Origin of the sequence: Micromonospora sp. A200 (assembly GCF_029893845.1) — a bacterium.
Classification (GTDB): Bacteria; Actinomycetota; Actinomycetes; order Mycobacteriales; family Micromonosporaceae; genus Micromonospora; species Micromonospora purpureochromogenes.
The window spans coordinates 1-15,893 of the sequence record NZ_JARXXY010000053.1; the positions used below are offsets into that span (position 1 = coordinate 1).

The 15,893-nt window shown below is 77.0% G+C and carries 9 protein-coding genes and 1 pseudogene; 7 read left to right on the forward strand and 3 right to left on the reverse strand.

Annotated features, from left to right (window positions below; genetic code table 11):
* The first annotated feature begins 275 nt into the window (after positions 1-275).
* Positions 276-4,421 carry a WG repeat-containing protein gene (locus tag M2302_RS30670; protein WP_280841296.1) on the forward strand — a complete coding sequence of 1,382 codons (4,146 nt, stop codon included), beginning with the start codon at positions 276-278 and terminating at the stop codon, positions 4,419-4,421.
* Positions 4,422-4,478: 57 nt separating this feature from the next.
* The gene (locus tag M2302_RS30675; RefSeq protein ID WP_280841297.1) at positions 4,479-5,477 is read left to right on the forward strand and encodes an aldo/keto reductase family protein; all 999 of its coding nucleotides are present in this window, start codon (positions 4,479-4,481) and stop codon (positions 5,475-5,477) included.
* 88 nt (positions 5,478-5,565) lie between these two features.
* On the opposite strand, the gene M2302_RS30680 is transcribed toward M2302_RS30675, so the two are convergent.
* Complete coding sequence (locus M2302_RS30680; RefSeq protein WP_280841298.1) at positions 5,566-6,366, reverse strand: site-2 protease family protein; 801 nt, start codon at positions 6,364-6,366, stop codon at positions 5,566-5,568.
* Complete coding sequence (locus M2302_RS30685) at positions 6,366-6,566, reverse strand: hypothetical protein (protein WP_088961023.1); 201 nt, start codon at positions 6,564-6,566, stop codon at positions 6,366-6,368. The genes M2302_RS30680 and M2302_RS30685 overlap by 1 nt, the downstream gene beginning before the upstream one ends.
* 146 nt (positions 6,567-6,712) lie before the next feature.
* Here M2302_RS30685 and M2302_RS30690 point away from each other — a divergent pair.
* The 4 genes and pseudogenes from M2302_RS30690 to M2302_RS30705 all read left to right on the forward strand — a co-directional run.
* Positions 6,713-7,522: pseudogene (locus tag M2302_RS30690) on the forward strand (serine/threonine-protein kinase); the annotation flags it as partial.
* A gap of 1,288 nt (positions 7,523-8,810) precedes the next feature.
* Positions 8,811-10,727 carry a bifunctional adenosylcobinamide kinase/adenosylcobinamide-phosphate guanylyltransferase gene (locus M2302_RS30695; RefSeq protein ID WP_280841299.1) on the forward strand — a complete coding sequence of 639 codons (1,917 nt, stop codon included), beginning with the start codon at positions 8,811-8,813 and terminating at the stop codon, positions 10,725-10,727.
* A complete protein-coding gene (cobS, locus tag M2302_RS30700) occupies positions 10,717-11,490 on the forward strand; it encodes an adenosylcobinamide-GDP ribazoletransferase (RefSeq protein WP_280841300.1) in 774 nt (257 codons plus the stop codon). The genes M2302_RS30695 and cobS overlap by 11 nt, the downstream gene beginning before the upstream one ends.
* Before the next feature lie 65 nt (positions 11,491-11,555).
* Entirely contained in the window at positions 11,556-12,845 is a 1,290-nt protein-coding gene (locus M2302_RS30705) for a DUF2314 domain-containing protein (RefSeq protein ID WP_280841301.1), read from the forward strand.
* Positions 12,846-12,940: 95 nt separating this feature from the next.
* Here the strand turns inward: M2302_RS30705 and gcvT are convergent, their stop codons facing one another.
* A complete protein-coding gene (gene gcvT / locus M2302_RS30710; RefSeq protein ID WP_280841302.1) occupies positions 12,941-14,071 on the reverse strand; it encodes a glycine cleavage system aminomethyltransferase GcvT in 1,131 nt (376 codons plus the stop codon).
* Between the two features lie 163 nt (positions 14,072-14,234).
* Here gcvT and M2302_RS30715 point away from each other — a divergent pair, with 163 nt between their 5' ends.
* On the forward strand, positions 14,235-15,806 hold the full coding sequence (locus M2302_RS30715; RefSeq protein WP_280841303.1) for a leucyl aminopeptidase: 1,572 nt from the start codon (positions 14,235-14,237) through the stop codon (positions 15,804-15,806).
* Positions 15,807-15,893: the final 87 nt, after the last annotated feature.

The following is a 15,893-nucleotide window of genomic DNA, read 5'->3' on the forward strand; positions in this document are numbered from 1 at the left end:
GTGCCGACCGGCCACGCGAAGGTGCCGACCGGCCACGCGAAGGTGCCGACCGGCCACGCGAAGGTGCCGACCGGCCACGCGAAGGTGCCGACCGGCCACGCGAAGGTGCCGACCGGTCACGCGAAGGTGCCGACCGACCGCGCGAGGCGGCGTGGCACCGCGACCGGGGCGCCCCCGACCGGCACGACGGCCGTCCGCAGCGCCCCGCCCCGGGCGTCGCCCCGGTCTCCCCCGGGCCGCGGCACGAGCCGGCCCGGGGCCTCGAGCCCGGCTGGGTGCCCGAACCCGACGAGGCGCCGCCGGCGCGCCGGCCCGGCACCGGGTACGACCGCCGTCCGGCCGACGACGGCCGCCGGCGGGACGGTCACGAGCAGTTCCCGGCCGACCGGCGGACCCGCCCCGACCAGGAGGTCCCCGGCCGGTACCGCGAGCCGGACGAGCGCCGCCCGGCGCGCCACGACGAGCGCCCGCCGGCCCCGTACGGATACGACGACCGCCCGCCCGCCCGCGACCACGCCGGCCACCGACCCGGACCGAACGGGTACGCGGACCGGCCCACCCCGAACGGGTACGCCGAGCAGCGCCCGACACCGAACGGGTACGCGGAGCAGCGGCCGACACCGAACGGGTACGACGACGCGCGCCGCCCGCCGTCCCGAGGGTCGGACGAGCGCTGGCAGCGCGGGTACGACGAGCGCCGCCACCCCGAGGAGCGGGGACCGTCGCGCGAGGCGGCCGCCCGCGCCGAGGCGTACCCGGACCGCCGGCCGCGCGAGGCGACGCCGCCCGCCGAGGCGTACCGCGAGCAGTGGAGCCGGCCCGGCGCGGATCGCGACGGCCGGGGCGGCCCCGGCCCGGAACACGGCCGGCACCCGGAGCAGCGGCCCGCTCGCCCCTCGTGGCACGAGGAGCGGCCCGCCGCCCACGGTCCAGTCCGTCCGATCTCTCCCGCGCCGGTCTCCGGTGCGCCGTCGTCCGGCGGCCCGGCCCCGGCCACACCCGTCTCCCCCGCCCCCACCTCCGGTGCGCCGGTCTCCGGCGCTCCCGTCCGCCCGGTCGGCGACTCGCGTGCCCCGCACGGCCGGGACCAGTTCCCGCCCCGCGCCGCCGGCACGCCGCCCTTCGCCGGGACCATGCCCCCGGTCTCCGGTCCGCCGCGCCCCGCGCCGCCGGCCACCGGCGGCTCACCGGGCCGGACCCGCGACGACCGACCCACCTCGGCCCCGCCCGGCCCGGACCGGGACGCGCCGATCTCGTCGCCCCCGGCGGCCCGGCCGCGGTCGGAGTTCCGGCCCGGCCAGGAGGGCGCGGCGCGCTCCACCGCGCCCGGCGACGCCGGCCCGACCGCCCAGCGCCCCGTCCCGGCCGATTACCGGCCGGCGTCCGCGCCTCCGGCCGACACGCGACCGGTCTCCGGTGCCCCCGGTGCGGGATTCCGGCACCCCGCCGACCACCGGGTGCCGCCGGCGCCCGGCCGGCCGTTCCCCGGCCAGCAGCCGGCGCCCGACCGGCGCCCGGTGTCGGGAGCGCCCGTCGGGCACCAGCCCGTGCCGGGACCGTCCGTCGGCCACCGGCCGGTCTCCGGGCCGCCCGTCGGCCCGCCCCCGCCGCCCGAGGCCCGGGTCACCCCGCAACGGCCCGCGGGCCCGGCCCCCGCGCCGTCCACCCCGGCGAGCACGGGCTCGGCCGCCGGCCCGTCGCTGGAGATCACGCCGGACAAGCCGCGCCGCTACATCCCGCCGGCGCCGGAGCCCACCGCTCCCGTGCCCCCGGTGGCTCGCAGCACGCAACCGAACAGCTCCGAGGCGTGGTTCCGCCCCGCCCGCCCGACGACGGCCGACGAGGCCGACGACCGCCCGGTGTCCGCCCCGTCCGGCGCGGCGGGCACGTCCGCGCCGGCGGCCCGCCCGTCCCCGGACGCGGACCGGCCGACCCCGGTGGATCCGCCCCGGGACGCGCCCCGGTCGGCAGCCCCGGTGTCCGCGCCGCCCGGGCAGCCGGCCGAGACCACCCACCCCTCGGACGAGCGGTCCCCCGTGCCGTCGCCGGACGCCGAGCCGTACCGGCCGGTCTCCGCGCCGCCGGCGTTCCGGCCGGTCGCCGACCAGGCCCCGGCTGAGGTCACGGCACCGGCGGCGGCGCCTCCGGTCGCGGCCGGCTCCAGGCCGGCCGCCGTACCGGTCGAGCCCACGGCTCCGACGCCGGAGCGGGACACCGCCGACGAGATTGCCGCACCGCTGCCTGCCGAGGCCACCGCGTCCACGCCGGAAACGTCCGCCGCGCCGGCACCGGTCCCCGCGGACCGTCACGACGCGGCGGCGGTCCGGCCGCGCTCGGCACCACCGGCGCCCTCGGACGCTTCCGCCGGCCCGGCTTCCGACGACGCCCACCACCCCACCTCCGCGCCCTGGGCCGAGATCCCGGGGCCGTCGGTTCCGGTGTCCACGCCGCCGGCGGACGCCGCTGCGGAGCCGCCCCGGCCCATCTCCGCCCCTCCCGCCGACGCCCTGGAGCCGGCCCGGCCCATCTCCGCGCCACCGGCCGACAACTGGGCGGCCGGAACGGCCGAATCAGACGCTTCCGACGCCGCCGACCCGGCCCGACCGGTCACCGCACCGTCGGCCGAGCCCGACCCGGCCGCAACGGTCGGACCGGACGCCGTCAGCACGTCGACCCGACCCGTCTCCGCACCGCCGGTCGGCACGCCCGAGCAGTCCGCCCGGCCGGTGCCGGAAGTCCCGTCGCCCGTGGCCGCCGCACCGTCCGGCGAACCGGAGTCCGCGCCGCCCGGGGTCGGCACCGACGAGGAGCCCGTCCATCCGGTCTCGGCTCCGCCGTCGCCGACCGGTGCGGGGCCGACCGCACCCGAGGCGTCGACGCCGCCCGCCGCCGCTCCGGAGCAGTCCGCCGGGATCGTTCCGACGCCCCCGGTCGCCGCTGCCACCACCGAAGCGGCACCCGACCCGGACCCGGCCGACACGGCGACGCCGCCCGCCGACACGGCCACCCCGCCGGCCGACGTGACCGCGCCGCCGGCCGCCGAGGCGGAGCCGGCCCCGGCGGACGGGCCGGCCACCACCGTCCCGGAGACCACCACCACCGTGCCGGACGAGCCGCCGGCCGACCCGGAGCAGGTTCTGGCCGCGTACCGGTGGCGGCTGGACCCCGAGACGCTGCGCGAGGTCGTCGACGACGCCGACGAGCTGCGGACGCTGCGCCGGCGGCTGACCGAGAAGCTCGGCGCGTCCCTGGACAACCGGGCCCGGGCGCGGCTGCTCAGCCTGCGCGCGGTGGTCTCCCGGGTCGTCCACGACCTGGACGACGCGCTCGCCGACGGCAGGCTCGCCCTCACCTACGCGGAGGCGACCGGCGAGCTGCGGCGGACCGCGCTGGCCCGGGCCCGGCTGGCGGAGGTGCTGCGCTGGAAGGGCGAGTTCGCCGAGGCGGACCGGCTCTTCGCCGAGGCCAACTCGGCCGAGCTGCCGGACCGGCTGCGGGCGGCGTTGCACGAGCACGCCGGCCGCTCCTGCTACGACCAGGGCCGGCTGATGGAGGCCTGCGAGCACTTCGAGCGCGCCCTGGACCTGCGCCGGGCCGACGACCCGGAGCTGACCGAGCGGATCCGGGTCTGCCTGGACGCGGTGCACACGCGGGCCGCCGCCCGGGGCGGCTTCGGGCCGTACCCCCGCAGTCGGGAGGAGGTGCTGCGCGGGCGCGTGTCCCCGGTGCCCACGCTCGACGGCGGCCTGGGCCGGTGGGGGTACGCGGACGCCGACGGCGAGCTGGTCCTCGACTACCGGTACGCCGAGGTGCAGCCGTTCCGCGAGGGCCTGGCCTGGGTACGCCGCCCCGACGCCCCGGGCTGGGAGCTGATCGACGAGGCCGGCAGCACCCTGATCGGCCCCTCGTACGCGGCGGTGCGGGCCTTCTCCGACGGCCTGGCCTGGGTCTCGCGCGGCGGCGAGGCGGACTGGATGGCGATCGACTCCGAGGACAGCGTGGTGGTGCCGGCGGGCTTCGAGGACGCCCGGCCGTTCACCGCCGGGGTCGCCGCGGTGCGCCGGGGCGGCTGGGGTGCGGTGGACCGCAACGGCCGGCTGGTCGTCCCGACCCGCTACCACGGCTTCCGCACTGCGCTGGCCGACGGCCGCCGGCTCGACGGCTTCACCGACGAGGGTCTGGCCGTGGTGGAACTGGGCGGCTTCCGGGGCGTGGTGGACCGCACGGGCCGGGTGCTGGTCGCGCCGGCCCACCCGGATCTGGTGATCCACCCGGTGGCGTTCCTGGCCAACGACCGCACCGGCCGGTGGGGCGCGCTGGACCGGCGCGGCGAGCCGCTCATCGACCCGGTGCACCCAGGCCCGGACGCGGTGCTGGCCGAGATCGACCTGCTGCTGACCGACGCGCATCCGGTGCTCTGAACCACGCCGCAGCCGCGCCGTCCCGTGGTCATGATCGGAGCGGACTAGGGTCGGGGCATGGAATTCCGACACCTGGGCCGTTCCGGCCTGATGGTCAGCGAGATCTCGTACGGCAACTGGATCACCCACGGTTCGCAGGTCGAGGAGGACGCGGCGCTGGCCTGCGTCCGCGCGGCCCTGGACACCGGCATCACCACCTTCGACACCGCCGACGTCTACGCCGGCACCCGCGCCGAGGAGGTGCTCGGCAAGGCCCTCGCGGGCGAGCGCCGCGCGGGCCTCGAGGTGTTCACCAAGGTCTACTGGCCGACCGGGCCGGGCCGCAACGACCGGGGCCTGTCCCGCAAGCACATCATGGAGTCGATCGACGGCTCGTTGCGCCGGCTGCGCACCGACTACGTGGACCTCTACCAGGCCCACCGGTACGACTACAGCACCCCGCTGGAGGAGACGATGTCGGCGTTCGCCGACATCGTGCACGCCGGCAAGGCGCACTACATCGGCGTCTCGGAGTGGAAGGCCTCGCAGATCCGCGAGGCCCACCAGCTCGCCCGCGAGCTGCGCATCCCGCTGGTGTCCAACCAGCCGCAGTACTCGATGCTCTGGCGGGTCATCGAGACCGAGGTCGTCCCCACCAGCGAGGAGCTGGGCATCGGGCAGATCGTCTGGTCGCCGATGGCCCAGGGTGTGCTCTCCGGCAAGTACCTGCCGGGCCAGCCGCCGCCGGCCGGCTCCCGTGCCACCGACGAGAAGTCCGGCGCCGGGTTCATCGCCCAGTGGCTGACCGACGAGGTGCTGACCCGGGTGCAGCGGCTCAAGCCGCTGGCCGAGCAGGCCGGGCTGACCATGCCGCAGCTCGCCATCGCCTGGGTGCTGCAGAACTCGAACGTCTCGTCGGCGATCATCGGGGCGTCCCGCCCCGAGCAGGTGCACGACAACGTCAAGGCGGCCGGCGTGAAGCTCGACGCCGACCTGCTCAAGGCGATCGACGAGATCGTCGAGCCGGTCACCGAGCGGGACGCGGCGAAGACCGAAAGCCCGGCCCAGCGGCCGTGACGCTCCCCCGGGCCGGCGCGGCGTCCGCGCCGGCCCGGGCTCTTCCCCGGGTACGCCGGCCGCGCAGCGCCCCGCCGGCTCGGCGGACTCAGCCCTGCCAGAAGCGGATCAGGTCCAGCCCCCGGCCGTAGAGCCAGCTCGGCAGGCCGAGCAGGTCGCCGATCGCGAAGACCGCGTCGAAGAACCAGCCGCCGATGCGCGGGTTCCACAGCAGCGCGAAGAGCAGGATGAAGCCGTACGGGGCGAACATGTCGTACATCCGCCGCCACTGCGGGTTCAGCCAGGGCTGGATCATGTTGCCGCCGTCCAGGCCGGGCACCGGGAGCAGGTTGAGCACGCTCGCGGTGAGCTGGAGGAACGCCAGCAGCGCCACCCCGGCCCAGAACTCGATCGGCCCGCCGAAGGTGCCCGTGCCGATCCGCAGCGCCGCCACCAGCAGCAGCGTGAACAGCACGTTGGTGGCCGGGCCGGCGAGGCTGACCAGGGTGTGCCGCAGCCGGCCCGGGATCGCGTGCCGGTCCACCCAGACCGCGCCGCCGGGCAGGCCGATGCCGCCGAGCAGCACCACCACCACCGGCAGCACGATCGACAGCAGCGGGTGGGTGTACTTGAACGGGTTCAACGTCAGGTAGCCCCGGTGGGCGATGTCCCGGTCGCCGGCCCGGAACGCGACCACCGCGTGGGCGTACTCGTGCAGGCAGAGCGAGACCAGCCAGCCCGAGACCACGAAGAGGAACACGTCGAACTTCACGTTGCCGAACCCGTTCCAGGCCATCACCCCGCTGGCCACGAAGAGCGCGACCAGGGCCAGGAAGACCGGGCTGGGCCGGAACGCCGCCCGGGGCACGCCGAGCACCAGCGGCTCGCCGCCCGGGCGGTCGTAGCCCATCACTCCGCCGTCGGGAGCAGGCTCATCCGGTACTCCACCCGGTCGTCCTCTACGAGCGCGACCGAGGTGACGCCGGACGCCGCGAGCTCCCGCCAGGTCTGGCCGATCCACGATTCGGCGTCCGCCTGACTGCCGAACGACTCCGCCGGTCCATCGACCGACGCGCCGTTCGCGCCCTCGTACCGCCAGCTCCACGCCATGCCGCGTCTCCCCTCGCCGCTACACCGTCCCCCGGGGACGGACCCCCGCAAGCGTAGTCGGCCGTCCGCGCGCCGGCCCGACGCTCACCCCCGCCGGCGCCCGGCCGGTGATCACCATGAGTGTCCCCGGCCGGTACGGTGGCGCGGTGCTGACTCAAGGAGTGGTGCTCAGCAACCGGTACCGGCTGGGCGAACGGGTGGCGACCGGCGGCATGGGCGCGGTCTGGCGGTGTGTCGACACCCTGCTGGACCGCGAGGTGGCGGTGAAGGTGCTGCTCCCGGCGCTGGTGGAGGACCCGGAGTTCACCAGCCGGTTCCACGCCGAGGCCCGGATGATGGCGGCCCTGCGGCACCCGGGCATCGTCGCGGTGCACGACTTCGGCTCGGCGACGCTGGCCGACGGCAGCCAGGTCAGCTACCTGGTGATGGAGTACGTCGACGGCGAGCCGCTGGTCACCTGGATCCGGCGCGCCAGCCGGCTCGACCCGACGTCGACCATGTCGGTGGTCGCGCAGGCCGCCGCCGCGCTGCACGCCGCGCACACCGCCGGCATCGTGCACCGGGACGTCAAGCCGGGCAACCTGCTGGTGAAGCGGGACGGGACGGTGGTGCTGGTCGACTTCGGCATCGCCCGGTCCAGCACGATGGCCTCGCTGACCGCCGCGCACATGGTGCTCGGCACGGCCTCGTACATGTCGCCGGAGCAGGCGGTCGGTCAGCCGGTCTCGGCGGCCACCGACGTCTACGCGCTCGGTGCGGTCGCCTACTACTGCCTGACCGGGCAGCCGCCGTTCGTCGGGGAGAACCCGTTGCAGGTGGCGCTGCGGCACGCCCAGGAGGAGCCGGCGCCGCTGCCGCCGGGCACCCCACCGGCGGTGGCCGAGGTGGTCGCGCGGGCCCTGGCCAAGAGCCCCGGTGACCGCTGGCCCAGCGCCGCGGCCCTGGCCGACGCCGCCCTGGACGCCCGGGACGCCACGCTGGCCGTGCTGCGGGTGCCGCCGCGTCCGCCGTGGGCGCTGGCGGGTCCGGCCCTGCCGACGCCGTCCGGGCCGTCGACGCCGACCGGCCCGTCGACGCCGTCCGGCCCGTTGACGCCGTCCGGCCCGTTGACGCCGTCCGGCCCCGCGGGCGACCCGTCGAAGGCGGCGTCCGCCGGAGCGCGGGACACCGGCGCGGGGACCGGCGCGGGAGCACTTCCGGCCGGACCGCCGACGCCGCCCGGCGCCGGGACCGGGGCGCTGGCCGCCGCGTCCGCCACCCCGCCCGCGCCGCCCACCGGCCCCGGGACCGTGGCACCGCAGTGGCAGCAGAGCGGCGCACCCGCCACACCGCCGGGCGGCGCACCCACTCCGACCGGCCACCCGGCTGGCGCGCCCTACCCGGGCCCCGGGCAGCCGTATCCGGGCGGGCCGTACCCGGCCGTGGTGGGCGGCCAGCAGGCGACCCCGCCCGCCGGCTACCCCAGCCGGTACGTCGTACCGGCGACCACCCCGACCCGGGAGGACCGGGCCGGCGGCGCGGCCCGACGGCGCCGGCTCGCCCTGGCCGGCGCGGCGGGCGGGGTGGTGGCGCTGCTGGCCGCCGTGGCCGCGGTGGTGGCGCTCCAGCCCGACGAGCCCGCCCGGGGCGGCCCGGCGCTGACCGCCGAGTCGGAGTCGGCGGCACCGGTGCTGCCGGGCCCGAGCGTCAGCACCCGGGGCGGGAAGCCGAGGCCCAGCGCGAGCGCCACCGGCTCCCGGTCGGCCTCGGCGACGCCGACCGCCGGGTCGACCGGCACGACGACGGGCCCGGGAACGAGCGCGTCCCCCACCACCTCCGCTCCGCAGCCGGGGACGACCACCACCCCGCCGGCGAGGACCAACCCGTACACGCCGGCTCAGGTCTGCGGCAGCGGCTACCAGGTGATCGACTCCGCCTCGTTGACCGCGAACGGGGTCCGGCGGGGCAAGGTCTACCTGCTGTGGAACGAGGCGGCCAAGGCCAACTGCGTGGTCACCATGAAGGTGACCGCGGTCGGCGAGCGCACCACGGCGTCGGCGTTCCTGGAGGTGCAGGGGAAGACCCGCGCCACCGACAGCGGCGCGTTCGAGTACTACGCCGGCCCGGTCCGTGCTGGAGCCGGCGGGACCTGCGTGAAGTGGGGCGGAGCGACCGGCGGCGCCAGCTACGCCAGCGGATTCGAGCACTGCGGCTGAGCCCCGGGCCGGGCGGCGACCGCAGCCCGGGCGGCTTTAAGGTACGGGCATGTCCGTTGACGGCTGGAACACGGTCCTGGTGCTCGGCGGTATCCGCTCGGGCAAGTCGGAGTTCGCCGAGTCCCTGGTGGGTGACGCCCCGACGGTGCGCTACGTGGCGACCTCCGCCGACGCGGACCCGGACGACACCGAGTGGGCCGCCCGGCTGACGGCGCACCGGGAACGCCGGCCGGGCAGCTGGACCACCGAGGAGACCGCCGACGACCCGCGCCGGCTGGCCGACGTGATCGCCTCCGCCGGGCCGAACGAGACGCTGCTGGTGGACGACCTGGGCGGCTGGGTGACGGTGCTGCTCGATCCGGCGCACCAGCCCGCCGACGACGTGGCCACCATCGCCGAACTGGCCGCGGCGGTGCGCGCCAGCGAGGCGCGGATCGTGCTGGTCAGCCCCGAGGTGGGGCTGTCGCTGGTGCCGACCACCCCGCTGGGTCGGGCCTTCACCGACGCCCTCGGCGCGGCGAACCGGGCCGTCGCGGACGCCTGCGACGCCGTGGTGCTGGTGGTCGCCGGCCAGCCGACCTGGCTCAAGCCCGCCGTCACTCCGCGCGCGGCCGGGGTGCCCGCCCAGGCCGGCCCGGCCCGCCACGACGTGACCGCCGCCGCCGCGCCGGCCGAGGCGCCGCTGCCGGACGTGCTGACCCCGACCGCCCCCGCCGCACCGGCCGCACCCGCGGAGACCAACGGGACCGCCTGGGCGGCACCGACCATGGCGCTGCCGATGGTCGCCACCGGCCTGGTCATCCAGCCCGGCATGGAGCTGCCCATGCCGGACGAGTACGCCGGCCCGCAGGCCGTCGACCGGCTCGCCACCCTGGACGTGGCGGGGGCCGGGTTCGGCGAGCTGGAACGGGTCGTCGGCTTCGCCGCCGCCACCCAGGGCACCGCGACCCCCGCCCCGTGGGCGAGCGTGCGGGTGCTGCTGCTGCACGGGGACCACCAGGGCGGCGCCGCCGCCGGCACGGTCCCCGGCGAGTCGTCGCGCCGGGCCCGGCAGGCGCGGGCCGGCCGGGGCGCGCTGGCCCGGCTGGCCGCCGAGAACGGCGCCAGCCTCCAGGTGGTAGACACCCCGTCCTCGGCGCCGATGGAGCAGGAGCCGGCGCTGGCCGGCGCCGCCGTGGAGTCGGCCCTGCGCTACGGCTGGCGGCTGGCCGAGGAGGCCGCCGACGCGGGCGTACAGCTGCTGGTGCTGGGGGCGTGCGGCGCCGGCACGGAGGCGGCGGCCGCGGCGGTGCTGGCGGCGACCGCCGGCGCGGAGGCCCCGGCGGTGCTCGGCCGGGTGATCACCGCCAGCGGCGAGATCGACGACGCGGCGTGGATGACCCGCTGCGCGGCGGTCCGGGACGCGCTGCACCGGACCCGCCGCTCCCCGCGCGACGCCAAGGACGTGCTGGCCGAGCTGGGCGGCGGCGACATCGCGGTGGCCACCGGCGTGCTGCTCGGCGCGACCGCCCGCCGGCTGCCGGTGATGCTCGACGGCCCGGTCGGCGTGGCCGCGGGCATGATCAGCCGCGACCTGGCCGGGCAGGCCCGGCACTGGTGCGTGCTGGCCGACCACGGCGGCCACCCGGCGGTCCGGCTCGCCGCCGACGTGCTCGGCCTGACCCCGCTGCTGGACCTGCGGCTGGACCTGGGCGAGGGGGCGAATGCGCTGACCGCGCTGCCGCTGCTGCGCTCGGTGCTGGCGCTGGCCGCCGCGCTGCCGGCGCACCCCCGGCTCGGCGGCGGGGACCCCGACTCCGACGAGCCGGACTTCGCCGAGCCGGAACCGGCGGGCCCCGGCCCGACCACCGTGGAGCCGGACGGCACCGAGCCCGACTTCAGCGAGCCCGACTTCAGCGAGCCGGAGCCCGCCGGCCCGGGGCCGACCACCACGGAGCCGGACCCGTCGGGCCGGCGTGCCGGCTGAGTCGCGGGTCGCCGACGGCCTGCGGCTGGCGCTGACCACCTTCACCACGCTGCCGGTCCGCGCCGGCCGGATCGACCGCCCGACCGCGGGCGCCGCGATGGCGCTCGCCCCGTTGGTCGGCGCGCTGCTCGGCGCGGTGCTCGCCGGGGTGCTGCTGCTCCTGACCCCATTCGCTCCCCCGCTCATCGCCGCCGGGGTGACGGTGGGCTGCGCCGCCCTGCTCACCCGGGGGCTGCACCTGGACGGGCTGGCCGACACCGTGGACGCGCTGGGTTCGTACCGGCGGGGAGCGGCGGCGCTGGAGATCATGAAGAAGCCGGACGTGGGGCCGTTCGGGGTGGTCGCGCTGGTGGTCGTACTCCTGCTCCAGACGGCGGCCCTCGCGGAGCTGGCGGGGCGGTCGTGGCCGGCGGTGCTCGCGGGCGTGGTGGCCGCGACGGCGGCGGGGCGGCTCGCGGTGACGGTGGCCTGCCGGCGCGGGGTGCCGGCGGCCCGGCCGGAGGGGCTGGGCGCGCTGGTCGCCGGGACGGTGGGACCGGTGGCGCCGGCGGTCGGCGCGGTCGCCGTCGCGCTGGTGGCGGTGGCGGCGGTGCCGGGCCGCCCGTGGCAGGGGCCGCTCGTCCTCGCGGCGGCGCTCGCCGTCGCGGTGGGGTTGCTGCGCCACGTGGTACGCCGGCTCGGCGGCGTCACCGGCGACGTGCTCGGCGCCGCCGTCGAGGTGGTCACCACGCTGGTCTACCTGGGACTGGTGCTGTCCGGCTGAACGCGGCACCGGGCGGCGGGTAGCGTTTGCCCCGACAGCACCGGCACGGCCTTCCGGGGGACGACTTGCTCATCACGGACGACTTCCTCCCCATCCCGGTGCCGGAGTCGCTGAGCGCGACGTACCTGGTGCCGATGGCGGGGCTGCCCCGGGTGAGCCCGAAGACGGCGGTGCGGGCGCTGGAGGGCCGGCTGGCCGAGCCGGTGCACGGGCTGGCGACGCAGATGCTGGACAGCCCGCTGATGACGGTGGACACCCGGTCGATCGACGAGTTCCCGCAGCTGCCGCCGGACCTGCTCACCGCGTTCGGCGCCACCGAGGCGCAGCTCGGCCGGCTGGCCGCGGCCAGCCACCTGGTGGTGGTGCAGGCCGAGTACCGGCCGGGCTGGCCGCCGGCGCACGAGTGGGCGGCCCGCGCGGTGGCCGCCGCGGTCGCCGAGTCCGTCGACGGCGACGTGGTGGACGTGTTCGGGTTGCAGTTCCTCGACCCGGCGGCCGCGCTGCGTTCGCTGCCGGACGCCGAGGGTCGGGTACGCCTGGTCGACTGGGTGCTGGTGCCCTACTCCTCCGACGCAGAGGGGCTCTGGTTCACCACCAAGGGGCTGCGCCGGTTCGGCCTGCTGGAGTTGCAGACCCAGGGCGTGCCGGACCACCTCACCCGGGCCTGGGGCGCGGTGATGACCGGGGCCGCCCGGCGGCTGCTGCGGGACTGGACCGACGGGCTGGCCGGCGAGGAGGTGCCGGCGTTCGTGCAGCTGCCCGTGCTGGCCACGGTGACCGGGCACGACATCGCGGTGGCGTACGGCAATCCGGAGCAGCACGGCGCGACGGCCCCGGTGCTGCTGCGGCTGGAGCTGGACCCGGCCACCGACCCGGAGGCCGACTCGTTCCTCAGCCTGCGCCCGCCGCCCGGGCACCCGGGCCCGCCCGGGAAGTACTTCGCTGCGGCCTGCGCGACGCTCTTCTCCGGCATTCAGCCCGACGTCCGCTACGCCCGGCCCGGTGACGCGATGAGCAAGGCGATCGCCACCGCCCGGGCCGGGCTGGACGACATCCGGGCCCGGTTCCTCGCCGGCAAGCTGCCGCCGGAGTCGCAGCTCGTGGTCAAGTACGGCCTGCCCGGCGACGAGGGCCCCGAGTTCGTCTGGGCCGGGGTGACCTCGTGGGAGGTGCCGGAGCGGCTCGTCGGCGCCAGCGCCAGCGACGCCAACACCGACCCCACCGTCCGGATCGGCTCCCCCGTCGTGGTCGAGGCGACCGACGTGGTCGACTGGGCCCTCCTCGACGGCACCGGCGTCATCGAGGGCGGCTGGACCCAGGCCGTCCTCGACGCCGGCGAACCCCCCACCGCCTGACCCCACCCGCCCTGCCCTGTTGATCAAGAAGTTTGCGTCGGATCCGGCGCTCGGGCCGACGCAAACTTCTTGATCAACAGGGCTGGCGCCGGGGGTTACTTGACCGAGGGGGTCACGAAGGGGGGTCGGGTGACGCGCATCTGGGCGCGGCGGCCGCGGATGTCGACCTCGACGAGGTCGCCGTCGGCGAGCTTGGCGTCGGTGTCGAGCAGGGCCAGGGCGATGCCCTGCTTCTTGGTGGGCGAGAACGTGCCGCTGGTGATCGTGCCGAGCTCGGTGTCGCCGGCGTAGACCGTCATGCCGGGGCGCGGGATGGCGCGGTCGACGGCCTCGAGGCCGCGCAGCGTACGGCGCGGGCCGGCGGCCTTCTCGGCGAGCAGCGCGTCGCGGCCCCAGAACGCCGGCTTGTCCCAGCCGACCGCCCAGCCGGAGCGGGCCTGCACCGGCGTGATCTCCAGCGACAGGTCCTGCCCGTGCAGCGGGTAGCCCATCTCGGTGCGCAGCGTGTCCCGGGCGGCCAGCCCACAGGCCCGCAGCTCGTACGCCGCACCGGCGGCGAACAGCGCGTCCCAGACCGCGACGGCGTGCCCGGCCGGCACCACCAGCTCGTAGCCCAGCTCCCCGGTGTAACCGGTGCGGCAGACGGTCAGCTCCACTCCGGCCAGGGCGGCGGCGGAGAAGCTCATGTAGCCGTGCTCCACCGGCAGGCCCAGGCCGCCGAGCAGCTCCGCCGAGCGCGGGCCCTGCACGGCCAGCACCGCGTACGCCTCGTGCTCGTCGGTGACGGTGATCCCGGCCGGCGCGGCGGCGCGCAGCCGGCGCACCACCTCGGCGGTGTTCGCCGCGTTCGGGATGAGGAAGACGTGGTCGTCGGCGTGCAGGTAGGCGATGATGTCGTCCACCACGCCGCCGGTCGCGTCGTCGCAGCAGAGCGTGTACTGCGCCCGGCCCGGGCCGATGCGGCCCAGGTCGTTGCTGAGGCAGGCGTTGACGAAGTCCGCCGCACCCGGCCCGGTGACCCGCGCCTTGCCCAGGTGGGAGACGTCGAAGACGCCCACGGCGGTACGCACCGCCGTGTGTTCCTTCAGTACGCCGCCGCCGGCGTACTCCAGCGGCATCTCCCAACCCCCGAAGGGGGCGAACTTGGCGCCGAGAGCGGTGTGCCGCTCGTGCAGCGGGGAACGGCGCAGCCGGGTCGCGGCGGCGTCGGAGGTCACGTCCGTCATGGGTGGCAACTTACCGGGGTACCCGCCGCTGGTTAGCATCGGCGGGACCCGCCGCGACAGCCATCGGCGGGACAGCCAAGCTTCCGGCGGGTAGGTTCCGCCGGAGACCTTCATCGCCGGTACGCGACGACGCGACCGGCCCGGCCCGCCCGGAGTAGCTTCAGTGACATCGCCCAGCACCACCCTGAGCCTGGTCGACACCGACCCCGCCGAGCTTGCCGTCGACGCGATCGTGATCGGCGTGCACAGCCTGACCGGAGAGCAGGCCGCCACCAGCGGCCTCGCCGGCATCCTGCTGCTCGCCAGCGGCGCGGAGAGCATCGCCGCCGCCTTCGACGGCAAGCTGACCGAGACGCTGGCGCTGCTCGGCGCGACCGGCGCTCCGGGCGAGGTGACCAAGCTGGCCACGCTGGGCACGGTCACCGCGCCGATCGTCGCCGCGGTCGGCCTCGGCCCGGAGCCGACCGGCGCCGCCCCCGCCCCGGAGACGCTGCGCCGGGCCGTCGGCGCCGTCGTCCGGGCGCTCGGCGGCGCGCCCCGGGTGGCGCTGAGCATGCCGCTGCCCGACGACGCCGACGCCCCGGCCGCGCTGCGCGCGGTCGCCGAGGGCGCGCTGCTCGGCGGCTACCGGTTCGCCGGCTACAAGACCAAGCCGCAGCCGACCCGGCGCACGCCGGTGGCCGAGGTGCTGATCTCCGTGCCGGACGCCGGTGAGGCGACCGCCCGGGGCGAGATCGACCGGGCCACCGCGGTGGCCGGTGCGGTGCGTACCAGCCGGGACTGGGTGAACACCGCCCCGAACGAGCTGCGTCCGCCGGCCTTCGCCGAGGCCGTCGCGACGGCCGCCCGCGCGGCCGGGCTCGGCGTCGAGGTGCTCGACGAGGAGGCGCTGCGCGCCGGCGGGTACGGCGGCATCGTCGCCGTCGGGCAGGGCTCGGAGGCCCCGCCGCGCCTGGTCAAGCTCACGTACACCCCGTCGGGTGGCGGCAGCGGCAAGCGGGTGGCGCTGGTCGGCAAGGGCATCACCTTCGACACCGGCGGCATCTCCATCAAGCCGGCGCAGGGCATGTGGGAGATGAAGTCGGACATGGCCGGGGCGGCCGCCGTCGGCGCCGCGATGCTGGCGATCGCCGCGGTGAAGCCGTCGGTGGCGGTGACCGCGTACCTGCCGATGGCGGAGAACATGCCGTCGGGCACCAGCTACCGGCCGGGTGACGTGATCACCATGTTCAACGGCAAGAAGGTCGAGGTGCTCAACACCGACGCCGAGGGCCGCATGATCCTGGGCGACGCGATGGCGCGGGCCTGCGCCGACGGCACCGACTACCTCTTCGAGACGTCCACCCTCACCGGTGGGCAGGTCATCGCGCTGGGCAAGAAGATCGCCGGCGTGATGGGCACCCCGGAGCTGTGCGAGCGGGTCAAGACCGTCGGCGAGTCCGTCGGCGAGCCGGCCTGGCCGATGCCGCTGCCGGACGACGTGCGCAAGGGCATGGACTCCGACGTCGCGGACATCTCCCAGGTCAACGCCGGCATGGACCGGGCCGGGCACATGCTGCAGGGCGGCGTGTTCCTGCGCGAGTTCGTCACCGAGGACGTGGCCTGGGCGCACATCGACATCGCCGGCCCGGGCTACCACTCGGGCGAGGCGACCGGCTACTGGACGAAGGGCGGCACCGGCGTCCCGGTCCGCACCCTGGTGCAGCTGGTCGAGGACGTCGCCGCCAACGGCTGACAGCCACCCGCAACCCACGATCGGGGCGCCTCCCACACTTGGGAGGCGCCCCGCCCGCATTCCACCCGGCCGCCGGCCCCGCTTCCC